At 72.5% G+C, this 14,144-nt stretch carries 17 protein-coding genes; 12 read left to right on the forward strand and 5 right to left on the reverse strand.

Going from position 1 to position 14,144, the window contains the following annotated elements:
• The first annotated feature begins 491 nt into the window (after window positions 1–491).
• The 12 genes from ACIBST_RS05445 to hypE are packed head-to-tail and all read left to right on the forward strand — an operon-like array spanning window position 492 to window position 9,602.
• Window positions 492–1,796 (forward strand): hypothetical protein, encoded by a 1,305-nt coding sequence (locus tag ACIBST_RS05445; RefSeq protein WP_397169349.1) that lies wholly within the window; start codon window positions 492–494, stop codon window positions 1,794–1,796.
• Window positions 1,793–2,305, forward strand: a complete 513-nt coding sequence (locus tag ACIBST_RS05450; RefSeq protein WP_397159198.1) for a hydrogenase maturation protease — start codon at window positions 1,793–1,795, stop codon at window positions 2,303–2,305. The genes ACIBST_RS05445 and ACIBST_RS05450 overlap by 4 nt, the downstream gene beginning before the upstream one ends.
• Window positions 2,298–2,651, forward strand: coding sequence for a hydrogenase maturation nickel metallochaperone HypA (locus ACIBST_RS05455; protein WP_397169351.1), 354 nt, complete (start codon window positions 2,298–2,300; stop codon window positions 2,649–2,651). Before ACIBST_RS05450 ends, ACIBST_RS05455 begins: the two co-directional genes overlap by 8 nt.
• A gap of 56 nt (window positions 2,652–2,707) precedes the next feature.
• Window positions 2,708–3,748: a hydrogenase expression protein HypE gene (locus ACIBST_RS05460; RefSeq protein WP_358295853.1), complete on the forward strand. Its 1,041-nt coding sequence runs from the start codon at window positions 2,708–2,710 to the stop codon at window positions 3,746–3,748.
• 33 nt (window positions 3,749–3,781) lie between these two features.
• Window positions 3,782–5,578: a nickel-dependent hydrogenase large subunit gene (locus ACIBST_RS05465; protein WP_397169352.1), complete on the forward strand. Its 1,797-nt coding sequence runs from the start codon at window positions 3,782–3,784 to the stop codon at window positions 5,576–5,578.
• Window positions 5,571–6,107 (forward strand): NifU family protein, encoded by a 537-nt coding sequence (locus ACIBST_RS05470; RefSeq protein WP_397169354.1) that lies wholly within the window; start codon window positions 5,571–5,573, stop codon window positions 6,105–6,107. The genes ACIBST_RS05465 and ACIBST_RS05470 overlap by 8 nt, the downstream gene beginning before the upstream one ends.
• Window positions 6,104–6,697 (forward strand): DUF5947 family protein, encoded by a 594-nt coding sequence (locus tag ACIBST_RS05475; protein WP_397169356.1) that lies wholly within the window; start codon window positions 6,104–6,106, stop codon window positions 6,695–6,697. Before ACIBST_RS05470 ends, ACIBST_RS05475 begins: the two co-directional genes overlap by 4 nt.
• Before the next feature lie 10 nt (window positions 6,698–6,707).
• Window positions 6,708–6,917 carry a hypothetical protein gene (locus ACIBST_RS05480; protein ID WP_397169357.1) on the forward strand — a complete coding sequence of 70 codons (210 nt, stop codon included), beginning with the start codon at window positions 6,708–6,710 and terminating at the stop codon, window positions 6,915–6,917.
• A 16-nt stretch (window positions 6,918–6,933) separates the two neighbouring features.
• Window positions 6,934–7,047 carry a DUF6893 family small protein gene (locus ACIBST_RS05485; RefSeq protein WP_397044786.1) on the forward strand — a complete coding sequence of 38 codons (114 nt, stop codon included), beginning with the start codon at window positions 6,934–6,936 and terminating at the stop codon, window positions 7,045–7,047.
• 10 nt (window positions 7,048–7,057) lie between these two features.
• Entirely contained in the window at window positions 7,058–7,327 is a 270-nt protein-coding gene (locus tag ACIBST_RS05490) for a HypC/HybG/HupF family hydrogenase formation chaperone (protein WP_357707649.1), read from the forward strand.
• Between the two features lie 11 nt (window positions 7,328–7,338).
• Entirely contained in the window at window positions 7,339–8,466 is a 1,128-nt protein-coding gene (hypD, locus tag ACIBST_RS05495; protein ID WP_397169361.1) for a hydrogenase formation protein HypD, read from the forward strand.
• Window positions 8,463–9,602, forward strand: a complete 1,140-nt coding sequence (gene hypE / locus ACIBST_RS05500; RefSeq protein ID WP_397169362.1) for a hydrogenase expression/formation protein HypE — start codon at window positions 8,463–8,465, stop codon at window positions 9,600–9,602. Before hypD ends, hypE begins: the two co-directional genes overlap by 4 nt.
• 61 nt (window positions 9,603–9,663) lie before the next feature.
• Here hypE and hypF read toward each other — a convergent pair whose 3' ends face one another.
• The 5 genes from hypF to ACIBST_RS05525 are packed head-to-tail and all read right to left on the reverse strand — an operon-like array spanning window position 9,664 to window position 13,786.
• Entirely contained in the window at window positions 9,664–11,940 is a 2,277-nt protein-coding gene (gene hypF, locus ACIBST_RS05505) for a carbamoyltransferase HypF (protein ID WP_397169364.1), read from the reverse strand.
• A complete protein-coding gene (locus ACIBST_RS05510; RefSeq protein WP_397169366.1) occupies window positions 11,930–12,592 on the reverse strand; it encodes an SIS domain-containing protein in 663 nt (220 codons plus the stop codon). The genes hypF and ACIBST_RS05510 overlap by 11 nt, the downstream gene beginning before the upstream one ends.
• Window positions 12,589–12,804: a HypC/HybG/HupF family hydrogenase formation chaperone gene (locus ACIBST_RS05515; protein ID WP_358295829.1), complete on the reverse strand. Its 216-nt coding sequence runs from the start codon at window positions 12,802–12,804 to the stop codon at window positions 12,589–12,591. Before ACIBST_RS05515 ends, ACIBST_RS05510 begins: the two co-directional genes overlap by 4 nt.
• On the reverse strand, window positions 12,801–13,394 hold the full coding sequence (locus ACIBST_RS05520) for an SIS domain-containing protein (RefSeq protein ID WP_397159171.1): 594 nt from the start codon (window positions 13,392–13,394) through the stop codon (window positions 12,801–12,803). The genes ACIBST_RS05515 and ACIBST_RS05520 overlap by 4 nt, the downstream gene beginning before the upstream one ends.
• Complete coding sequence (locus tag ACIBST_RS05525) at window positions 13,391–13,786, reverse strand: PadR family transcriptional regulator (protein ID WP_397169368.1); 396 nt, start codon at window positions 13,784–13,786, stop codon at window positions 13,391–13,393. The genes ACIBST_RS05520 and ACIBST_RS05525 overlap by 4 nt, the downstream gene beginning before the upstream one ends.
• Between the last annotated feature and the right edge of the window lie 358 nt (window positions 13,787–14,144).

Below are 14,144 nucleotides of genomic sequence, written 5' to 3' on the forward strand. Positions count from 1 at the left end.
TCCGCAAGTAGGCGATGGAGACCTCACTGACCAGGCTCAATGCAGGACGAGCACGCCGGTGATGGGCCAGGTTCGTGCGCCGTGGCCGAGGGTGCCAAGGAGGGCGCCGGCCGACAGCAGGCCCATCAGCACGCCGGCGGCGGCTGAGCCGAAGGTGGTGGCCGAAGGTGGTGGCCGAGGCGACCGTGGCGATGCGCAGGCAGCCGAAGGTGAAAGCGCCGAAGGCGGTGATGGTCAGCAGCAGGACGGCAGGCCGGTGGGGTTGCCGTACTGCGGGGGAGGCCAGGAGGAGCGCGGTGCCGAGCAAGACGGCGGCGCCTGCGGCGGTCGCCACGCCCTGGGCCGGAACGGCCAGGGTCAGGACCGGCACAAGCAGGGGGCCGGCCCCTGATGGGGGTGGCCACTCCGGTGCCGGTAACGCTAGGTGGATTCAGCACACACTGTACAAGCTTACTTACCGTACGTGTGCATCTCTTGCTATACCGGACACCGTGGGTCCGGATGACACCTTCGACAGCGTCCGTGCGATCGCCGACGCGATCCTGTACGAGGGGTACCTGCTGTACCCCTACCGCCGCTCCTCCGGCAAGAACCGGGTCCGATGGCAGTTCGGCGTGCTGCTGCCGCCCGCCTGGGCACGGGCCCGGGGGCTCACCGGCGCGGGCGTGGCGGGCTCGGCCGAATCGTGGTGCCAGCAGACGGAATGCCTGCTCGAAGCGGACGGCGAGGCCACGGTCGAGCTGCGGATCCGCTTCCTGCACCAGCAGCGGCGCCAGGTCCAGCGCCGGCACGCCGACGGCGCCTGGCAGCCGGTCGACTCCCTGGGCGACGGGCCCACGCTGGAACTGAGCTTCGACGAGGCCGTGCCGCGCGAGTTCGACCTGTGTGCCGGCACGGCCGAACTGCTCGCGGGCGAGCGGCGGATCACCGTCGGCGTGCCGGCGGGCGAGGAGATCCGGCCGCTGGACGGCGGCCGGATCGTCGTCAGCCGGTCGGCGATCCGGGCGTCGGTAGCCGTCTCGGCCACGCGGTGCGCGACGGCGTCCCCGCTGCTGCGCCTGCGCTGCCGCGTCGAGAACGATGACCCGGCCACCCCCGCCGACGCCGCCCGCGAGGACGCGCTGCGCGCCTCGCTCCTGAGCTGCCACACTCTGCTCGCCACGCGCGGCGGCTCGTTCGTCTCCCTGCTCGACCCGCCGGAATGGGCCGCGGCGGCGGTCCGCGACTGTGTCAACACGGGCACCTTCCCCGTGCTGGCCGGTACGCCCGGCGCGCGGGACGTCGTGCTCTCCTCCCCGATCATCCTGTACGACCACCCGCGCGTGGCCCCCGAGAGCCCCGGCGACCTGCACGACGCCACGGAGATCGACGAGATCCTGTCGCTGCGCACCCTCACGCTCACCGACGCCGAGAAGCGGGAGGCCCGCGCCACCGACGCGCGGGCAGCGGAGATCATCGACCGCGTCGACTCCATGCCGCCCGCCGCGCTGTCACGGCTGCACGGCGCGGTCCGTTCCCGCCGGCCCGCGGCGGCGGTGGACGGCGTGACGGTCGCCGGGGTGGAGGTCTCGAAGGGAAGCCGGGTCAGGCTCCGGCCGCGACGGTCGGGCACCGACCCCCAGGACATGTTCCTCGACGGCAGGACCGGCCTGGTCGAGGACGTCCTCCAGGACGTGGACGACACCTGGCACCTGGCCGTCACCGTCGACGACGACCCGGGCGCCGACCTGAACCGCTGGTACGGGCGCTACCGCTACTTCACCCTCGACGAGGTCGAGCCCCTGGAGGCGAGATGAGCACCGGTGGTTCCCGTAACGTGCTCGTGGCCGGCATCGGGAACGTGTTCCTGGGCGATGACGGCTTCGGCGTCGAGGTGGTCAGGCGCCTGGACCGGGCGGAGCTGCCCGCGACGGCCGACGTCGCCGACTACGGCATCCGCGGCGTCCACCTCGCCTACGAGCTGCTGGACGGCCGCTACGACACCCTGATCCTGGTCGACGCCGTCCCGCTCGACGGCCCGCCGGGAACGCTGGCCGTCATCGAGGCCGACGACCGGCCGTCCGGGGGCGACGTGGCGATCGACGGGCACGGGCTGCATCCGGACGCCGTGCTCCGGCTGCTGAACCACCTCGGCGGCGGCGTCGAGCGGGTCGTGATCGTGGGCTGCCGGCCCGCGGTCCTGGACGAGGTGATGGAGCTGTCCGAACCGGTGGCCGCCGCCGTGGAGGGAGCCGTCCGCCTCGTCGCGGAGCTGGCCTGGCAGGAGGCGGCGGGAAAGATCGAGAAGGAGACCACCGATGCATGAACTGGGGCTGTGCGACGCGATCGTGGAGGCCGCGCTGGGACGGGCCGGTGGACGCCGGGTGAACGCGGTGCGCGTCCGCGTCGGCGGGCACCCGGTGGATCCGCGGGTCATCGACACGGGCTTCCGCCTGGCCGCCGCGGGCACGGTCGTGCAGGACGCGACCGTCGAACTCGTCACCGTGCCGTACCTGATGCGCTGCGCGGGATGCGGCGCCGAGCAGGAGGCCCGCACCGCCACGGACCTGCTCGCCTGCCGGAGCTGCGGCGGGATGGACGTGGAGAGCATCACGGACGAGAGCGTCGTGGTGGAGTCGATCACGTTTGAACCGGTTCCCGGAACCGCCTGACAGACCCGCCGGCACCGGCTGGAGACCAGGCCGCTGACGTGAAGGAGAGACGTGACATGGCCGATCAGAAGAGCGGATTCGACGAGATGCACATCCTGTGGATCTCCGAGGGCATGAGCTGCGACGGCGACACCGTCTCCGTGACGGCCGCGTCCCAGCCTGCCATCGAGGACGTCGTCACCGGCCTCGTGCCCGGGCTGCCGAAGGTGCACCTGCACAACAAGGTCCTGTCCCCGACGTTGGGCGGCGAGGACTTCCTGGCCCCGTTCCGGGCCGCGGCGCGCGGCGAGCTGGAGCCGTTCATCTTCGTCCTGGAGGGGTCTGTCCCCAACGAGAGGATCAACGGAGAGGGCTACTGGACGTCGTTCGGCAACGACCCGGACACGGGCGAGCCGATGACCCTCAACACCTGGATCGACCTGCTCGCCCCCAACGCCTGGGCGGTCGTCGCGATCGGGACCTGCGCCACCTACGGCGGCATCCACGCCATGGCGGGCAACCCGACCGGCTGCATGGGCCTGGCCGACTACCTGGGCTGGGACTTCCGGTCGGCCGGCGGGCTGCCCATCGTCAACGTGCCGGGCTGTCCGGTGCAGCCGGAGAACTTCATGGAGACCCTCACCTGGGTCCTGCAGCACGCGGCCGGTTCGGCGCCGCCGCCGCCGCTGGACGCGCTGCTGCGTCCCCAGTGGCTGTTCGGCAGGACCGTGCACGAGGGCTGCGACCGTGCCGCCTACTACGAGCAGGCCGACTTCGCCAAGGACTACAACTCGCCCAAGTGCCAGGTGAAGGTCGGCTGCTGGGGCCCGGTCGTCAACTGCAACGTGCCCAAACGCGGCTGGATGAACGGGGTGGGCGGCTGCCCGAACGTCGGCGGGATCTGCATCGGCTGCACGATGCCCGGCTTCCCCGACAAGTTCATGCCGTTCATGGACATGCCGCCGGGCAGCAGCCTGTCCTCGATGCTGATCAAGCCCTACGGGGCGTTCATCCGCCGCATGCGCGGCATCACCAACAACACCGCGAACGCCGAGCCGCGGTGGCGGCACAACCGGGACGCGCTGACCAGCGGCTTCGATCCACGGTGGCGCCCGTAAGGGCCCGCGACGCCAGAGAGGACACATCAGCACATGGCCATCTCCGAGCAGGAAGCGCCCGACCGGCGACCACCGGGAGAGCTCGTCGAGATGTCGTGGGATCCCATCACACGCATCATCGGCAACCTGGGCATCTACACGAAGATCGACTTCGCCAACCGGCGGGTCGCCGAGTGCCACAGCACCTCCTCGCTGTTCCGCGGCTACTCGGTGTTCATGAAGGGCAAGGACCCCAGGGACGCGGGCTTCATCACCAGCCGGATCTGCGGCATCTGCGGCGACAACCACACCACCTGCTCGATGTACGCCCAGAACATGGCGTACGGCATCAAGACGCCGCCGATGGCCGAATGGATCGTCAACCTCGGCGAAGCGGCCGAGTACATGTTCGACCACACGATCTTCCAGGACAACCTCGTCTTCGTGGACTTCTGCGAGGCGATGGTCAAGGAGACCAACCCGACGCTGCTGGCGCGGGCCAGGACCACCGAGGCGCCCGGGGCGGCGATCCACGGCAAGCGCACGATCGCCGACATCATGGAGGCGTTCAACCCGTTCGAGGGCGACATCTACAAGGAGGCGCTGCGGATCAGCCGCGTCACGCGGGAGATGTTCTGCCTGATGGAGGGCCGGCACGTCCACCCGTCGACGGTCTATCCGGGCGGGGTCGGCACGATGCCGGAACCGACGTTGTTCACCGACTACCTCTCGCGCCTGCTCGGCGTGGTGGACTTCGTCAAGAAGGCCGTCGCGCTGAACAACGACGTGTTCGACTTCTTCTACGAGGCACTGCCCGGCTACGAGGAGGTCGGCCGCCGCCGGATCCTGCTCGGCTGCTGGGGGGCCTTCCAGGACCCGGCCGTGGTCGACTACCGCTACGAGACGATGAACGACTGGGGCAAGGCCATGTTCGTCACCCCGGGCATCGTGGTGGACGGCGAGCTGGTCACCAACAACCTCGTCGACATCAACCTCGGCATCCGCATCCTGCTCGGCAGCTCGTACTACGACGACTGGACCGCCGAGGAGCCGTTCGTCACCCACGACCCGCTCGGCAACCCGATCGACATGCGGCACCCGTGGAACCAGACGACCCTGCCCGCGCCGCAGAAACGCGACTTCGAGGGCAACTACAGCTGGGTCATGAGCCCCCGGTGGCTCGATCCGCGCACCGGTGACCACCTCGCGCTCGACACCGGCGGCGGCGCCTTCGCCCGCCTGTACGTCACCGCCCTGTCGGGCATCGTGGACACCCCGTACGTGAAGGCGACGGGCTCGTCGGTGCAGATCTCGCTGCCGAAGGGCCGCGACCTGCCGGAGACGACCCTGGAGTGGCGCATCCCGCCCTGGTCCAACGCTCTGGAACGCAACCGGGCCCGGGTGTACTTCGTGGCCTACGCCGCGGCCATGGCGGTGTACTTCGTCGAGCAGGCCATGGAGCGCATGCGCGCCGGGGACACCAAGGTGTTCACCGACTTCGCCGTGCCGGAGGAGGCCATCGGCGTCGGGTTCCACGAGGCGGTGCGCGGCGTGCTCTCCCACCACATGGTCATCCGGGACGGCAAGATCGCCAACTACCACCCATACCCGCCCACGCCCTGGAACGGCAGCCCGCGCGACAGCTTCGGCACGCCCGGCCCGTACGAGGACGCCGTCCAGGACATGCCGATCTTCGAGGAGAACGGCCCGGACGACTTCAAGGGCGTCGACATCATGCGCGCGGTGCGCAGCTTCGACCCCTGCCTGCCCTGCGGCGTGCACATGTACGTAGGCAAGGGACGCACGGTGAAGAAGCTGCACTCGCCGATGTTCGGCGCGAGCCATGGCTGAGCCGGACCGCCTGGACGACCAGGCGGTGGCCCGCCTGCTGGAGCGGCTGGAGGAGACCCTGGGGCGGCTGGAGAGCACGCCCGGCCCGACGGCGGAGACGGCGCTGGACGCCGTCGCCATCCTCGCCGAGGTCTACGGCGAGGCCCTGGCCCGGGTCATGGACCGGGCTCCGGCCGGGTCCGCCGTCGCCGCCGCCCTGGCCGACGACGAGCTGCTCGGCCACCTGCTGGTCCTGCACGACATCCATCCCGAACCGCTCCGGCGGCGGGTCGAGCGCGCGCTCGACGGCCTGGCCGGCGCCCTGCGCGCCCAGGGGGTGGAGGCGCGGCTCGCCGACGTGACGGACGACGTCGCGCGGGTGCGGCTGACGGGCGGCTGCTCGTCCGGGTCGGAGCCCGTGCGGCTGGCCGTCGAGCAGGCGGTGCGCGCCGTCGCGCCGGAGGTGGAGACGGTCGAGGTGAGCCGCGCCGCGCCGGTCGCCTTCGTCCCCGCCGACGCGCTGCTGGTCCGGCCCGGCGGCGCCGCGTGAGCACGACCGCGCACGGCCGCCTGCTCAGACGGACCGCGCGCCGCCGGGACGCGGGCGCGCGCTGCGAGCTGTGCGAGGCGCCGGTCCGGGGCGAGCACGGGCACGTCGTGGACACGCGTTCGGCGGAGGTGCTGTGCGCGTGCCGGGCGTGCGCGCTGCTGTTCGAGCGGGACGGCGACAGCCGCTTCCTGCGGGTGCCCGAACGGCGGCTGCGGCTGACCGGGGTGCGGCCGGCCGATCTCGGCATCCCCGTGAGCCTGGCGTTCTTCGTCACCGCGCCCGACGGCTCGGCCACCGCGCACTACCCGAGCCCGCTGGGCGGCACCCGCAGCGACCTGGACGCCGCGGCCTGGCAGGCGGTCGCCGCCCGCGCCGAGGAGCTAAGCACCATGCGGCCGATGGTCGAGGCGCTGCTCGTCAACGGCGTACGGGGGGCCGGTGAGTGCTGGCTGGTCCCGATCGACGACTGCTACCGGCTGATGGCCCTGGTACGAGGTGAATGGACCGGTATGTCAGGCGGCGATCAGGTATGGGCAAAGATCGCGCAGTATTTCGCCCAGCTCGACGACGCGGGGCATCGCCGGGGGTAGGACCCGCACCATGGCACACATCAAGGTGGGCAAGCCCGACGTCGCACCCGACGCGACGGCGCACGTCAAGGGCGTCGAGCAGGGCAACCGGCCCGGCGCGTACGAGCGGCAGGCGGGACACCACCGGGACGGCACGGCCGACGCCCGGCGCTCGACGGGGATCAGCCCCAAGAAGCACGACCCGATCCTGCCTGTCATGCCCAACCTCCCGCCAGGCTGAGAAAGAAAGAACAGACATGCGGCGACCACGTACGACGCTGCTGGCCGGGCTGGCCGGGGCGGTGCTCCTGGGGATGTTCTGGAAGGAACTCCCGGCGCTGAGGCGTTACATCAAGATCAAGCAGATGTGATCCCGGAACGATGTGTCTTGGCATCCCCGGAGAGATCGTCGAGCTGCTACCGGACCGGGCCGACCTGGCCACCGTCGAGGTCGCCGGCGTACGCCGCGCGATCAGCGTCGGCCTGCTGGACGGCCCGGTCCGGCCCGGTGACTGGGTCCTGGTCCACGTGGGCTTCGCGATGTCCAGGATCGACGAGAGCGAGGCCGCGGCGACGCTGGCGCTGCTGAACGGCCTCGGCCCCGCCTACACCGACGAGCTCCAGGCGCTCGCGGAATCCGACATCACGTGAAAGGCGCCGGCATGCGCTTCGTCGACGAGTACCGCGACGCCCAGAAGGCACGGGCCCTGGCCGCGCGGATCGCGGAGCTGTGCGAGCCCGGCCGCCGCTACACCTTCATGGAGGTGTGCGGCGGGCACACCCACACGATCTACAAGCACGGCGTCGAGGACTACCTGCCGCCGAACGTGAACCTCGTCCACGGGCCCGGCTGTCCCGTCTGCGTGATCCCCATGGGACGCGTCGACGACGCGATCGCCATCGCCGGCGAACCGGACGTGATCATGACCTCGTTCGGCGACATGATGCGGGTGCCCGGAGGCGAGGGCTCCTTCCTGGACGCCAAGGCCGCCGGCGCGGACATCCGCATGGTGTACTCCCCGCTCGACGCGCTGCGGATCGCCCGCCAGAACCCCGCCCGCCGGGTCGTCTTCATGGCGATCGGCTTCGAGACCACCGCGCCGTCCACGGCGATGACCGTGCTGCGGGCCGCGGCCGAAGGGCTCGGCAACTTCTCCGTCTTCTGCAACCACGTCATGATCATTCCGGCGATCAAGGCGATCCTGGACTCGCCGGACCTGCGGCTCGACGGCTTCATCGGGCCGGGCCACGTCTCCACCGTGATCGGCTGCCGGCCGTACGCGTTCATCGCCGAGGAGCACGGCAAGCCGCTCGTCTGCTGCGGGTTCGAGCCGCTGGACGTGCTGCAGTCGATCCACATGCTGCTGCGGCAACTCGCCGAGGGGCGGGCCGAGGTGGAGAACCAGTACACGCGGGTGGTGCCGTGGGAGGGCAACGGCCGGGCGCTGGAGGCGATCGGCCGGGTTATGGAGCTGCGCCCGTACTTCGAGTGGCGCGGCCTCGGCTTCATCTCCCACTCCGCGCTGCGCCTGCGCGACGCCTACGCGGCCCACGACGCCGAACGGATCTTCCAGGTGCCGGGCGTACGGGTGGCCGACCCGAAGGCGTGCCAGTGCGGCGAGGTGCTCAAGGGCGTGCTCAAGCCCTGGGAGTGCAAGGTCTTCGGAACCGCGTGCACGCCGGAGACGCCGATCGGCACCTGCATGGTGTCCTCCGAGGGCGCCTGCGCCGCGTACTACAACTTCGGCCGGTTCACCCGCACGCGGGCCAAGGAGGCGACCACGGCATGACGACCGAGCGTACCGCCGGATGGGCCGAACGGGCCGTCCGCGAGGCGGGCGGGCCCGCCGGCCCGGCGACCCGCGAGGAAGAGGTGCTGCTGCGCATCGAGCGCGCCCGGGGACGCCGGGCCCGGGTGCGGGAGGAGCGCATCACGCTGGCCCACGGCGCGGGCGGGAGCGCCTCGCACACGCTGGTCGAGGCCGTGTTCGTGCACGCGTTCCGCAACCCGATCCTGGAGCCGCTTGGCGACGGCGCCGTGCTGGGGGTGGCGGGCGGGCGGCTGGCCTTCAGCACGGACTCCTTCGTGGTCTTCCCGCTGTTCTTCCCCGGCGGCGACATCGGCGACCTCGCCGTCAACGGCACGGTCAACGACCTGGCCGTCTGCGGGGCCCGGCCCCTGTACCTGTCGGCCGGCTTCATCCTGGAGGAGGGCTTCCCGGTCGCCGACCTGCGGCGGATCGCCACCTCGATGGCCGCCGCCGCCGACCGCGCCGGCGTCCAGGTGGTCACCGGGGACACCAAGGTCGTGGAACGCGGCAAGGCGGACGGATGCTACGTCACCACCGCCGGCGTGGGCGTGCTGGAGCGGGAGACGGAGCTGACGCCGTCGGCGATCAGGCCGGGCGACGCCGTCATCGTCTCGGGGCCGATCGGCGAGCACGGCGTCACCATCATGATCTCCCGTGGGGAGCTGGACATCGAGGCCGACCTCGCCTCCGACACCGCGCCGCTCAACGGCGTCGTCGCCGCGCTGCTCGACGCCGTCCCCGGGGTGCGGGTGCTGCGGGACGCCACGCGCGGAGGGGTGGCGACGGTGCTCAACGAGCTGGCCCGCTCCTCGCGGCTCGGCATCGTGGTGGAGGAGTCGGCGGTGCCGGTCCGCCCGGTGGTCAACGGCGCCTGCGAACTGCTCGGCATCGACCCCCTGTACGTCGCCTGCGAGGGCCGGTTCGTCGCCGTGGTCGACGGCGAGCAGGCCGGAAGGGCGCTGGAGGCGCTGCGCGGCCATCCTCTCGGCGCGGAGGCGGCCGTGGTCGGCCGGGTGCGTGCCGAGCCCGCGGGGCTCGTGCTGCTCGACACGGCCTTCGGCGGCACCCGGATCGTCGACATGCTCGTCGGGGACCCGCTGCCGCGCATCTGCTGAGCCGCGGCCGACCGGCGCTTCATCCGGCGTGGTTCATCCGGCGTGGTTCATCCGGCGTGGTTCATCCGGCGTGGTCGAGGGCGGCGGCGACGGCGGCCTGGCCCAGGCTGAGGCCGCCGTCGTTGGGCGGCACCCGCGAGTGGAGGAGCACCCGCAGGCCCGCCTCCTGCAGCCCTGCCTCCATCCGCTCCAGCAGGACGACGTTCTGGAAGACGCCGCCGGACAGCGCCACCTCGCGCAGCCCCGTCCGTCCGCTCAGCTCCAGCACCGCCCGCACCAGGACACGGGCCAGGCCGTTGTGGAAGCGCGCGGCCACCAGCGGCGTCCGCACGCCCGCCAGCAGGTCCTCGACCGCGCCGCGGACCAGGTCGGTCCCGGACACGACCAGCTCCGGCCCGCCGGACAGCGCCGCCGGGTAGGCGGCCCGCTCGCCAGGCTCGGCGAACTGCTCCAGTTCGATCGCCGCCTGCCCCTCGAAGAGCACCCGGTCGCGCAGCCCGGCGATCGCGGCCACCGCGTCGAACAGCCGGCCCGCGCTCGACGTGAGCGGCGCGTTCGTCCCGGTGCGGGCCAGCGCCGCCACGGCCGCCCACCGGTCCCGGTGCCGCCGGACGAACGGCAGGTCCGGCGGCGCGTCGCCGTAGATCGCGTCGAGGTAGGACACGCCCATGCGCCACGGCTGCCGTACGGCCGCCGCCCCGCCGGGCATGGGCAGCGCCTCCAGGTGCCCCGCCCGCTCGAACCCCCGCAGGTCGGCGACCAGCAGCTCGCCGCCCCACAGGGTGCCGTCGGAGCCCAGGCCCAGGCCGTCCAGGGCGACGCCGATCACCGGGCCCTCCTCGCCATTGTCGGCCAGGCAGGAGGCGATGTGGGCGTGATGGTGCTGCACGCCGACGAGCTCGACGCCGTCGAGGCCGGACGCGTACTTGGTGGACAGGTACTCCGGGTGCAGGTCGTGGGCGACGAGCCGGGGCCGGACGCCGAACAGCCGGCTCAATTGGCCGATCCCCTCCGCGTACGAGCGCAGGGTCTCGTAGCCCTCCAGGTCGCCGATGTGCTGCGACAGGACCGCGTGGCGACCCTTGACCAGGCAGAAGGTGTTCTTCAGCTCGCCGCCGCAGGCCAGCACATGCCGGGACGGCGGCCGTCGCAGCGTCACGGGAGCGGGCACGTACCCGCGCGAGCGACGGACGGGCAGCTCCCGGCCGCGGAACAGGCGCACCACCGAGTCGTCGGCCCGGACGTGGATGCGCCGGTCGTGGACGAGGAAGCCGTCGGCGATGCCGGACAGCCGGTCCAGGGCGTCGTCGTCCCGGTGCGCGATGGGCTCGTCCGACCGGTTTCCGCTGGTCAGGACCGCGGGCCGGCCGAGCCGTACGGCCAGGAGATGGTGCAGCGGCGTCGCGGGCAGCATCACCCCCAGCTCCCGGTTGCCCGGCGCGACCGCCTCGGCGACCGGCGCCCCGCCCCGGCGCGGCAGCAGGACGACGGGCCGCCGCGGGCCGCTCAGGACGCGCTCGGCGGCCGGGGTGAGCAGGACCAGCTCGCGCGCCGCGGCCAGGTCGGCGGCCAGCACCGCGAACGGCTTGCCCTCCCTGCGTTTGCGGTCCCGCAGCGCGCCGACCGCCTGTTCGTCCCCGGCCACGGCCGCGAGGTGGTACCCGCCCACGCCCTTGACCGCCAGGATCCTGCCCCGCGCCAGCCAGAGCGCCGCCACCCCGACCGGGTCGCCCGGTTGCGGCCGGCCGTCCGCGTCCAGCAGCCGCAGCGACGGTCCGCACGCGGGGCAGCACACCGGCTGGGCGTGGAAGCGCCGGTCGCCGGGGTCTCGGTACTCCCGCGAACAGCGGGCGCACATCGCGAAGGGGGCCATCGTGGTGTTGGGCCGGTCGTAGGGCAGGTCCGTGACGATCGTGAAGCGGGGCCCGCAGGCCGTGCAGTTGGTGAAGGCGTAGCCGTGCCGGCGCGCGCCCGGGTCGGCGATCTCCGCCGCGCAGGCGTCGCACGGCGCCGTGTCCGGCGGCACGCACACCTGGCGGGCGCCCTCGCCGCGGCTGGCCACGATCCGGAAGCCCGACTCCGCGACGGGCTCGGCGTCCGCCACGGTGACGCTCTCGACCAGTGCGGACGGCGGCGCCCGCCGCTCCAGCTCCGCGACGAAGGCCCGCAGCGCCGACGGCTCACCCTGGGCCTCGATGAACACGCCGCGCGGATCGTTGCCGACGAACCCGGCCAGCTCGTGCCGTCCGGCCAGGCCACTGACGAACGGCCGGAAGCCGACTCCCTGGACCAGCCCCTCGACCCTGATCCGGAGCCGGCCGGGCCGCTCAGCCGTCACCGGTCAGCGCCCGCTGCACCAGCTCCCACAGGACGTGGTAGAGGGTCACCTGGGCCTCCTGGATCCGGTGCACCGACGGGGACGGCACGACGAACAGGTGATCGGCCAGGCCGTCGGCCGCCATCCGCCCGCCGTCGCCGCCGGCCAGGCCGACGGTCAGCGCCTCCCGGCGACGCGCCTCGGCGAAGGCGTGCAGCACGTTCGCCGAGCCGCCGCTCGTCGACAGGCCCACCACGATGTCGCCGGGCCGGGCGAAGGCGGCGACCTGGCGGGCGAAGGCCAGGTCGTAGCCGACGTCGTTGGACAGCGCGGTGACGACGGCGGCGTCGGCGGCCAGGCAGGTCGCCGCAAGCGCCCGCCCGCGCGGCGGGTGGGCGAAGAGCTGGGCCAGCGCCTGCGCGTCCGTGGCGCTGCCGCCGTTGCCGACGGCGAACAGCCTCCCGCCGGACTCGAAGGCCGCCGCCGTCCGCGCCGCGCAGCGCGCCAGCTCCTCCCCGTGCAGCCCGGCGATCGTCTCCCGCAGCGCGACGATCTCGTGCGCCTTGGCCGCGCAGGAGCGGCGCGCCTCCTCCAGCAGGGCATCCGGATCGGTGGGCCGGACGTACAGGGACGGGTAGAGGGCCTCGACGCCGGTGCCTTCCGCCGTGCTCATCCGCACTCCCCTCCCACCGCGATGGCCTCACCGGCGTGCACCAGGACGACGTCACCCGGCCCGGCCTCGACCAGGGCCACGCTGATCTCCTGCGGGCCGCCGGCGGCCCCCTGCGCGATGGCCAGGCCGTCTCCGAGCAACTCGACCACGCGCATGGGCAGGGCGAGGTCGGAACAGGTCAGGCACACCCGCTCCCCCGGCTCCTCGGTCATCGGGCCTCCTCCGGCTGGTCGAGGAAGACGTGCACCAGCTCCCAGAGCAGGTGGTAGACCGTCATGTGGATCTCCCGCACCACGCACGGGTCGCCGGACCGGACGCCGAGGACATGGTTCACGGCCGGGCTGCGGCCGACGGCGCCGCCGTCCCCGCCTTCTCCGCCCACGAGCGCGACGGTCAGCAGTCCGAGCCCGTGTGCCGCCTCCAGCCCGCGCAGCACGTCCGCGCAGCCGCCGTCCCAGGAGAACCCGAGCGCCATGTCGTGCTCGGCGGCCAGCAGGCGCACCTGCTCGGCGTAGACCTCCTCGAACCCGCTGGTCGCGGCGATGGCGGTCAGCCGGGCGGCGTCATGACTGAGGGAGAGGGCGGGCAGGGCCCTCTTGCCGACGATGACCGGATGGACGAACTCCACGGCCACGTGCTGGGCGTCCGCCGAGGCGCCGCCGTCACCGAAGACCAGCAGCCGACCGCCCCACGCGAACCGCCGGGCCATGGCCCGGCACGCCAGGGCGATCGAGGCGGCCTCCCCTGCGAGCGCCCGTCCTGGGGCGACCCGCCGCTCGAAGGCCGGCGACACAGGCGTCATCCCACCTCTCCTTGCCGCGAGGCGACGCGGGAGCGGGACGGCCCCGCGTCATGGGACGGCGGCCGCTGTCCCTCGTCCCACAGAGCCGCGCAGGCGCGCAGGACGTCCCCCAGGTCCCGCAGCCGGATCATCGCGGCCTTCAGGTCGCTCAGGCCCGAAGCGGTGATCTCGTACTTCCTGCGCGGAGGTCCCGTACGCGAGGCGGTCCAGGAGGAGACCAGGCACTGGTCGCGTTCGAGGGCGCGCAGCAGCCGATAGACATGGCCGGGCTCCGCCCCCGCCACGCCCAGCTCCCCCAGCCGGTCGATCAGGTCGTAGCCGTGGCTGGGCCGGTTCCAGATCAGGAGAAGCAGGATCGGGGACAACAATCCTCGCCTCTCGCCGCCTTCCATACGAACTCCCCCGCCAGCGGAACGCACCTTCCAAGGGGTAGTAGAACGTCCACGCCGGGCGATTCCCCGGCTCCGCACGCCGTCCTTGCCAACTTCTGGCAGAAGGCAAGCCAAGGGTTAGGTCTCGGGCGATCAGCGCACCGCGACGTCCCGCCGGCGTCAGGCGACGGCCACCCACCCCGCGCAGTACGTCGCCCTCCAGTGTGTCTGGGGCATGGTCACCGGGAAGGCCAATGGTTCCAGAGCCGTAACCAATCGGTAAGTCGGCCCGCGAACATATCCCGCCCGGACACGAGAAGACGGAACAATCCTTGCGCCTCGTCACGGGAGGGGTGAAGCTCTTCGGGGCGAGCCGCCG

Origin of the sequence: Nonomuraea sp. NPDC049684, from assembly GCF_044465345.1 — a bacterium.
Lineage (GTDB): Bacteria > Actinomycetota > Actinomycetes > Streptosporangiales > Streptosporangiaceae > Nonomuraea.

Coding starts and splice junctions, on each gene's coding strand:
- ACIBST_RS05470 (WP_397169354.1), top strand. CDS start 5,571: ATGGCTGAGCCGGACCGCCTGGACGACCAGGCGGTGGCCCGCCTGCTG.
- ACIBST_RS05485 (WP_397044786.1), top strand. CDS start 6,934: ATGCGGCGACCACGTACGACGCTGCTGGCCGGGCTGGCCGGGGCGGTG.
- ACIBST_RS05525 (WP_397169368.1), bottom strand. CDS start 13,786: ATGGAAGGCGGCGAGAGGCGAGGATTGTTGTCCCCGATCCTGCTTCTC.
- ACIBST_RS05480 (WP_397169357.1), top strand. CDS start 6,708: ATGGCACACATCAAGGTGGGCAAGCCCGACGTCGCACCCGACGCGACG.
- ACIBST_RS05520 (WP_397159171.1), bottom strand. CDS start 13,394: ATGACGCCTGTGTCGCCGGCCTTCGAGCGGCGGGTCGCCCCAGGACGG.
- ACIBST_RS05460 (WP_358295853.1), top strand. CDS start 2,708: ATGGCCGATCAGAAGAGCGGATTCGACGAGATGCACATCCTGTGGATC.
- ACIBST_RS05515 (WP_358295829.1), bottom strand. CDS start 12,804: ATGACCGAGGAGCCGGGGGAGCGGGTGTGCCTGACCTGTTCCGACCTC.
- ACIBST_RS05490 (WP_357707649.1), top strand. CDS start 7,058: ATGTGTCTTGGCATCCCCGGAGAGATCGTCGAGCTGCTACCGGACCGG.
- ACIBST_RS05450 (WP_397159198.1), top strand. CDS start 1,793: ATGAGCACCGGTGGTTCCCGTAACGTGCTCGTGGCCGGCATCGGGAAC.
- ACIBST_RS05510 (WP_397169366.1), bottom strand. CDS start 12,592: ATGAGCACGGCGGAAGGCACCGGCGTCGAGGCCCTCTACCCGTCCCTG.
- ACIBST_RS05465 (WP_397169352.1), top strand. CDS start 3,782: ATGGCCATCTCCGAGCAGGAAGCGCCCGACCGGCGACCACCGGGAGAG.
- hypD (WP_397169361.1), top strand. CDS start 7,339: ATGCGCTTCGTCGACGAGTACCGCGACGCCCAGAAGGCACGGGCCCTG.
- ACIBST_RS05455 (WP_397169351.1), top strand. CDS start 2,298: ATGCATGAACTGGGGCTGTGCGACGCGATCGTGGAGGCCGCGCTGGGA.
- hypE (WP_397169362.1), top strand. CDS start 8,463: ATGACGACCGAGCGTACCGCCGGATGGGCCGAACGGGCCGTCCGCGAG.